This window comes from Geomonas sp. (assembly GCF_035254065.1).
In the GTDB taxonomy this organism is placed as follows: Bacteria; Desulfobacterota; Desulfuromonadia; order Geobacterales; family Geobacteraceae; genus Geomonas.
The window spans coordinates 1-7,127 of the sequence record NZ_DATFBA010000221.1 but is presented as its reverse complement, the minus strand read 5'-3'; the positions used below and the strand labels follow the sequence as shown (position 1 = coordinate 7,127).

The following is a 7,127-nucleotide window of genomic DNA, read 5'->3' as shown; positions in this document are numbered from 1 at the left end:
AGGGGAGGGGGAACCGCCGCCGGAACTGTTGACACTGCTTCCCGGCAAAGGAAACGAGCACCCTGGGGGATGGGGAGCTGACGGCGGCGATGCCGGCACTGCTCCCGCCACCCAACCTCCCCCCTTCGGGAGGAGGGGCGTCGGACCTGAAAACTGAATTGATGCATCTTTCTCCGAGCCGTAATCGCCTACCGGGCCAAGCCCCATGGCGAGCGGCCATTGGGTTCCGCGGGAAACGGCGGCGCCTCCCTTTGGAAAGGAGAACCTACGCGGCAATGCTGCCGCATAACTTCAAGAAAGGGGAGGAGCACAAAGATGGACAAAATCGCACGCATCGACATGGGGGCCGCTGGCGGCCCGAAGGTAACCGTTGGACCGGTCGGCGAGTACGCCGGGCTGGGAGGCCGCGCCATGACCTCCATCGTGGTGGCCAAAGAGGTGCACCCGCTGGCGCACCCGCTGGGCGCAGAGAACAAGCTGGTCATCGCCCCCGGCCTTTTGAGCGGTACCACGGGTTCCATGACCGGCAGGCTTTCGGTCGGCTGCAAGAGCCCGCTCACCGGCACCATCAAGGAGTCCAACGCCGGTGGCCAGGCCGCCCAGGTCATGGCCCGTCTCGGCTACGCCGCGGTGATCCTGGAGGGGAAGCCCACCACTGATGACCTCTACAAGATCGTCATCAACAAGGACGGCATCCAGGTGATCGTCGACAACAGCATGAGGCTGCTCGACAACTACCCGCTGGTGGACAAGCTCCGCAAGGAGCACGGCGACAAGGTCGCCTACATGACCATCGGCACCGCCGGCGAGCGCAAGCTTTTGGCCGCCTCCATCGCCTGCACCGACCCCGAGCTGCGCCCGACCCGTCACTGCGGCCGCGGCGGCGTGGGCGCCGTGATGGGCGCCAAAGGGATCAAGGCGATCATCCTGGACGACGCCGGCATGAAGATGCGTCCGCCGGTCGATCCCGAGAAGTTCCGCGACGCCAACCGCAAGTTCGTGGAAGGGCTCCGCAAGCACCCGGTCACCGGCGAAGGCCTTCCCGCTTACGGCACCAACGTGCTCACCAACGTCCTCAACGAGGCCGGCGGCTACCCGACCAGGAACTTCAAGACCGGCCAGTTCGAGAACTCCCAGGATCTCTCCGGCGAGACCCAGGCGGCGCTGGAAACGGCCCGCGGCGGGTCCGCCACCCACGGCTGCCACCGCGGCTGCGTGATCCAGTGCTCCGGCATCTACAACGACAAGGACGGCAACTACGTCACCAAGCAGCCCGAGTACGAGACCGTCTGGTCGCACGGCGGCCACTGCGGCATCTCCAACCTCGACACCGTCGCCAAGCTCGACTACATGGATGACAACATCGGGGTGGACACCATCGAGATGGGGGTCACCATCGGCGTCGCCATGGATGCCGGCCTGTGCGCCTTCGGCGACGACGAAGGGGCCATCAAGCTGATGGAAGAGGTAGGCAAGGGGACACCGCTTGGGCGCGTGCTCGGCTCGGGCGCTGCCATCACCGGCAAGGTGTTCGGTCTGGAAAGGGTGCCGGTGGTAAAAGACCAGGCGCTCCCCGCCTACGACCCGCGCGCAATCCAGGGTATCGGCGTCACCTACGCCACCACCACCCAGGGCGCCGACCACACCGCCGGCTACGCCATCGCCACCAACATCCTGAAGGTGGGCGGCGACGTCGATCCGCTCGGTACTGAAGGGCAGGTGGAGCTCTCCCGCAACCTGCAGATCGCCACCGCGGCTATCGACTCCACCGGCATGTGCCTCTTCATCGCCTTCGCGATCATGGACCAGCCGGAGACCTTCCAGGCCCTGCTCGACATGCTGGGGGGCTTCCACGGCATCGAGATGACCGGCGACGACGTGGTTGCCCTGGGCAAGAAGGTGCTCTCCGTGGAGCGCGACTTCAACACCCGCGCAGGCTTCACCAAGCAGCACGATCGTCTGCCGCGCTTCTTCTACACCGAGCCGATCGCGCCGCACAACCAGACCTTCATGATGAAGGACGAGGAGCTGGACGAGGTGTTCAACTTCGTGGAGTAATCCCCTCCGCGGTTTAGGTGGGAGCAAGGGGATGGGGGTAGGGCGGCGCCTTACCCCCATCCTCACCCCAGCCCTTCCATTGGGGAGGGCGTTGGTAACCTGTCCGCAGTGGATCTGAGACTTCGCTTTGGGTAAGACGCTCCCGAAGCGTCCCTTCCCCTTCAAAGCTTGCCCGCTTGAGTCCTGGACGAAGGCGGGGGGAGGGACAGGGTGAGGATGGGGTTCGAGATTATGGAGCACGAGGTGCCCATCACGTCGAATGAGGAACCAACCGTAAGTGGCTACGAAACGGTGGCGCTCAAGTGCGGCGATGATCAGCTGGTCGCCTTCTACTCGCTGCTCCAGGGAGGGGTGACCCTGCGGGTCACCGTCGGGCGCACGCTGCGGGAGCTTTTGACGGACCAGCTCGGCATCCCCGGCGATTACGTGACCGGCAGGATCACCACCATCTTCCTCAACAACAGTCCCCTCGATGACCTGGACGTGGTGATCGGTCAGGGGGCCCGGGTCACCCTTTCCGCCGCCATGCCGGGACTGGTCGGCGCCGTCATGCGGCGCTCCGGCTTCTACGCCGCGTTGCGGGAGGGGATCACCTACGCGCAGCAGGGGGGCGACACGCGGCCCGCCACCGGGACCATAACCCTCAAGCTTTTCAACCTGCTCCTGCCCGAGTTGGGCCCGCTTATCCTGACCCGCGGCATCCTGTTGGAACACAAGGAGCTTGAGCGGCTGCTTGCCAAGCTCTCCGCGCTCTGGATCGCCTCTTCCTATCCGCGTGAGCGGATGGCCGGAGGGAAGGTGCTGTTGACGGTGACCTTCCGGGATGAGGCCGGGCGCTGCAGAGGCGGTTGCCGTTAGAGGAGAAGAACATGCAGGTGACCGTGAAACTTTTTGCCAGCTTTCGCACCGACCGCACCCCGATCGCAACCCGCGACTACCCCGCCGGCACCACGGTGGCGGACGTGGTGGCCGAACAGCAGATCCCGGTGGCGGAGATCGGCATCATGCTGATCAACAGCAGGCACGTGAAGTTGGACCGTGAGCTGAACGACGGCGACGTGCTGGCGATCTTCCCCCTTCTGGGAGGTGGTTAAATGGGCGAACTGGGCAGCTATCTGCGGGAAGTCGCCAGCGACGGACTGATCAGCGGGGCAGCCCAGCTGCAGGCCGCCGTCCATTTCGATCTCACCTTCGCCGAGGTCGAGGCCGCCATGCTCTCTCAGGGGCTGTGGCCGGCGCGCTACCAGAGAAACCGCCGCACCATTTCCACCGAGGGGCAACAGGCGCTGTTGCAGAGCACGGTGGTGGTGATCGGCTGCGGCGGGCTGGGCGGTTACATCATCGAAGGGCTGGCGAGGCTTGGGGTGGGGCGCATCATCGCGGTTGACCCGGACGTCTTCGAGGAGCACAACCTGAACCGGCAGGTCCTCTCCACCATGGCCAATCTCGGTCTCCCCAAGGTTGCGGCGGCGTCCCGCCGGGTCTCCGAGATCAATCCCGCCGTCACCCTGGTCCCCCTGCAGAAAGCCTTGTCTTCCGACAACGCGGTGGAACTGGTGGAAGAGGCCACCGTGGTGATCGACGCCCTCGACAACCTTACCGCCCGCTGCCAGCTGGCCCATGCCTGCCGGGAGCTGGGAATCCCGCTCGTGCACGGGGCGATAGCCGGTTGGTACGGCCAGGTGGCGACCCAGCGTCGCGGCGAGGACATCTCTCCCCATTTCATGGGGCAGGGGAGCGAGGCCAAGGGGGTGGAGACCACGCTGGGCAATCCCTCCTTCACGCCGGCGGCGGTGGCCAGCCTGCAGGTGGCGGAGGCCTGCAAGGTCATTGTCGGCCAGGGGGAGACCATCAGTGGCCGCATGCTGGTTTTCAACCTGCTGCACATGGAATTCGAGGCCGTCTGCCTTTGAGGCCGGCCACCCCCGACGCGGAGCAAGGTTTTATGATTTCGTTCGAAAATCTTCCCTACCATCCCCCGGCTGCCGCCGTCGCTCATCCGGCGGGGAAGAGGGAGAAGACGGTTTACATCATCAACAAGGTGATCCAGGCCCTCGACCTGCTGGAGCAGTTCCATGGCGAGATCGACGAACTGAGCCTGACCCAGTTGAGCAAGAGGCTCTCCCTGCACGAGAACCACCTCCGTCCGCTGGTCGCCACCCTGAAGGACCGCAACTACCTGGAGCAGAACCCCTCCACCGGCGGCTATCGGCTCGGTTACAAGACACTGGAGCTGGCCCAGACCATGCTGCGGCAGATCGACCTTTACCGCGTCTCCCACCCCGTGCTCTCCTCGATCTTCGCGATCTGCGGCGAGACCACCGCGGCAGCCGTGCTCAGCAAGTCCTTCGTCATCGAGCTGGACGCCATCCATTGCGAGCAGCCGGTACGCGTGGTTTCCAGGGTAGGGGTGCACCTTCCCGCCTACTGCACCGCGGCGGGAAAGGCCCTGCTCGCCTGTGAGCCCATCGAGGAGCTGGAGCGGCTGCTGGAGGGGGTGGAATTGGTAAGCTATACCGGCAATACCATCTGCTCGGTCCAGGACCTCGCAGGCGAGCTGCGGCAGATCGCCCAGAAGGGATACGCCATCGACGACCGGGAGGGGGACCCAGAGGTGGTCGGCATCGCCGCCGCCATCCGTGATTACGCCGGCGTGGTGGTTGGTGCAGTGGCAATCACCGCGCCGTCCTGCCGGATGACGGTGGAGCGGCTCCACACGGAGCTGGCCCCCCTGGTGCTGCAGGGGGCCCGCGAGATATCGTCCCACCTGGGGTTCCAGGAGGCGGAGCCGGAAGCAGACGACGCCGTGGCAAGCCCCGGTGTGGCCCCCTCCACCAGGACCCGTATCCCCCACCAGAAGAGAAAGCCCCGCACCTCGAACCGGGCGGCCTGACAACAAAAAACCCTCCAGACTCCGGGGTGGAGTGCTGAAGGGTTGCTTGGCCGACTCCCTTGCCTATTTATTGCTGTTTTCGGCGACCTCCAGGTCGTTGGTGATCTTGGCCTTGCCTGCCGCCTTGGCTGCCAATCTGCCGATCTCCTGTTTTTCCTTGGCTGATCTGACCGGTCCTTTCAGGGTCACTTTGCCGTCCTTGGTGATGACCTTCACGTTGTGCCCGTAGCTCGAAAGCGACTTGTCCTTTACTATCGCCCGGCGAATCTCCTGGGTCATCTTGCGGTCGGCCTCGCTATTGCCCTGCTGGTCGGCGCTTACTTCCTGCTTATTCCGCATCTCCTTGTTGGTCTTGGTGTTGTCGGCCTTGGTTCCGGTATTTTCTTGATCGGCATAGGCCTGTCCCATGTTTAAGGCGACGGCTGCCGACAATGCTGCTGCGATCAGGAATCTCTGCACCATAGTTGTCACTCGCCTCCCTTGATTGTTTGAGTCGGACTACCTGTCTGCTGTACCTACCTGCCCATTATCTCACAGCGTCTTTTCTTTAGTCATCACTGCTCTTTCTCCCGCACGAAGGCGCCTGCGGTGACCTTGCCAGCGCGCCCGTCGGCAGCTCCGCCAGCGGGACCGCTCCGCCCCCGCCTCCCGGAGGCCGACCGGGCACGTAAAAAGGCTCGCCGTGTACCACGACGAGCCTTTCGGGGTGGAAACGGCAGCAGAAAGCTAACAGCTGGCAGCGAGTGCCGGCGATTGTTCCGGCTCCAGATAGGGTACTTCCTCGCCGGGAGAGGGGATGCCGGGAGAGGGGAGATGACGGCGGCTGGACGACAGGACAGGCACCATCCGGTCGATGGCTTCCAGCGCCTTTTCCAATGGCACGATGTCCAAGGTGTTTCCCCGTGAGGCCACCATCTCCCCGGCCGTTTTGTAGAGGCCCCAACGCACCAGGTGGTCGCGGGTCAACAGGGTGACGGTCGGTATGCGAAAGGCGCTGGCGGCGTGCAGAATGCTGGTGTCGGGGGTGAACACGAAGTCGGCGGTGGCCACCATGGCCAGCGCCTGGCGGACGCCGGGGGTGTCGGCCCTGGCCACTCCGGCGGCCTCCGCCACCCTCTGGGCACGCTGCCGCTCGGCCGGCCCGTGCAGGACGAGCACCTGCGCATCCGGCAGCCGCGCCTTCAGGTGCCGCGCGACCTCCACGAAGTTGGCGTCGGCCCACTGCCGGAACGGCTTCCCCACGCTGATGTTGATCAGCACCCGCTGGCGGTCTCCCGCGTCCCAGCGGGCGACCGCCTCACTCCGTTCCTGTTCGGTCAGCACGATATCCAGTTGCTGCGCATCCTGGGGCGCCACCCCGAAGGGGACCGCCAGTTGGGCCAGGTGCTCGACGTGGTGGGCGTTTGCTCCCCCCAGCGGGGCAAACATGCTGTAGACATTGGGCTTGCCGTGCTTCACTACTCCGACCCGGTGCGAGGCTCCGGTGGCGAGCATCAGCAGCATGGTGGTGAGCGACTGGCTGAAGACCATGCAATCGACCACGATGTCATAGCGGGTCCTACGCAGGTGCTTCAGCAACCCCCAGTACTGGGCGGGACAGCGCACGTCCACGCGGACTACCTGGTGCACCAGGGGGTCCTTCTCCAGGACGGCGGCGTTGGCCGGAGATGCCAGCACATCGAGTTCGATGTTGGGGTGAGATCGTGCGATGGCGTGGATGACCCCGGTGGTGAGGATCATGTCGCCGATGCGGTCGTGCCTGAGGAACAGTACCCGCAGCGTGGGGGCCGACCACTCCGGCTGCGAAGCCCCCCGGCGCGCGGCCATCCGGGTAAGCAGGGCCAGCAGGCATCCCTTCGATGCGCGCTCCAGCGCCTTCAACCCTTTTTGCAGCCGTGAATACCGCTTGTCAAAGCTCTTATCTACCGTCTGATGCACGATCAGCTCCTGCGCTTCATGCTGCCTGTCCGGCGAAAGCCCTCTCGCCTGCAGCTAAACGAGCTCCTATCATCCAGCTGGTGCTCGAACAATAAAGTCAATTAGCGGTCAAAGATTTAAAAATACCAACAAAGCGCAATCCTAGCCCACAACCGGCGCCCAGACAAGCGAAATCAGGGAAGGAGAGAGGCAGCGACAGCTGAACCTTTCCAGGAGGCCACGTTGGCGTATTCCCGGC

At 64.5% G+C, this 7,127-nt stretch carries 7 protein-coding genes and 1 riboswitch; of the genes, 5 read left to right on the top strand and 2 right to left on the bottom strand.

The genetic code is table 11. From position 1 onward, the window contains the following. Positions 1–161: 161 nt before the first annotated feature. A riboswitch (molybdenum cofactor riboswitch) is annotated at positions 162–277 on the top strand. A 38-nt stretch (positions 278–315) separates the two neighbouring features. The 5 genes from VJ604_RS10370 (at position 316) to VJ604_RS10350 (ending at position 4,951) form a co-directional block, all read left to right on the top strand. Beyond that, positions 316–2,058, top strand: coding sequence for an aldehyde ferredoxin oxidoreductase C-terminal domain-containing protein (locus tag VJ604_RS10370; protein WP_324082252.1), 1,743 nt, complete (start codon positions 316–318; stop codon positions 2,056–2,058). A 216-nt stretch (positions 2,059–2,274) separates the two neighbouring features. Further along, positions 2,275–2,916, top strand: a complete 642-nt coding sequence (locus VJ604_RS10365; RefSeq protein ID WP_324082250.1) for a hypothetical protein — start codon at positions 2,275–2,277, stop codon at positions 2,914–2,916. A gap of 11 nt (positions 2,917–2,927) precedes the next feature. Continuing rightward, positions 2,928–3,152, top strand: a complete 225-nt coding sequence (locus tag VJ604_RS10360) for a MoaD/ThiS family protein (RefSeq protein ID WP_324082248.1) — start codon at positions 2,928–2,930, stop codon at positions 3,150–3,152. Continuing rightward, positions 3,153–3,971, top strand: a complete 819-nt coding sequence (locus VJ604_RS10355; protein WP_324082246.1) for a HesA/MoeB/ThiF family protein — start codon at positions 3,153–3,155, stop codon at positions 3,969–3,971. Between the two features lie 32 nt (positions 3,972–4,003). Beyond that, positions 4,004–4,951: an IclR family transcriptional regulator gene (locus tag VJ604_RS10350; RefSeq protein ID WP_324082243.1), complete on the top strand. Its 948-nt coding sequence runs from the start codon at positions 4,004–4,006 to the stop codon at positions 4,949–4,951. A 63-nt stretch (positions 4,952–5,014) separates the two neighbouring features. Here the strand turns inward: VJ604_RS10350 and VJ604_RS10345 are convergent, their stop codons facing one another. Together VJ604_RS10345 and VJ604_RS10340 are read right to left on the bottom strand one after the other, a co-directional pair. Further along, a complete protein-coding gene (locus VJ604_RS10345; protein ID WP_324082242.1) occupies positions 5,015–5,413 on the bottom strand; it encodes a BON domain-containing protein in 399 nt (132 codons plus the stop codon). A 264-nt stretch (positions 5,414–5,677) separates the two neighbouring features. Further along, positions 5,678–6,889, bottom strand: coding sequence for a glycosyltransferase family 9 protein (locus tag VJ604_RS10340; protein ID WP_324082240.1), 1,212 nt, complete (start codon positions 6,887–6,889; stop codon positions 5,678–5,680). Positions 6,890–7,127 lie beyond the last annotated feature (238 nt).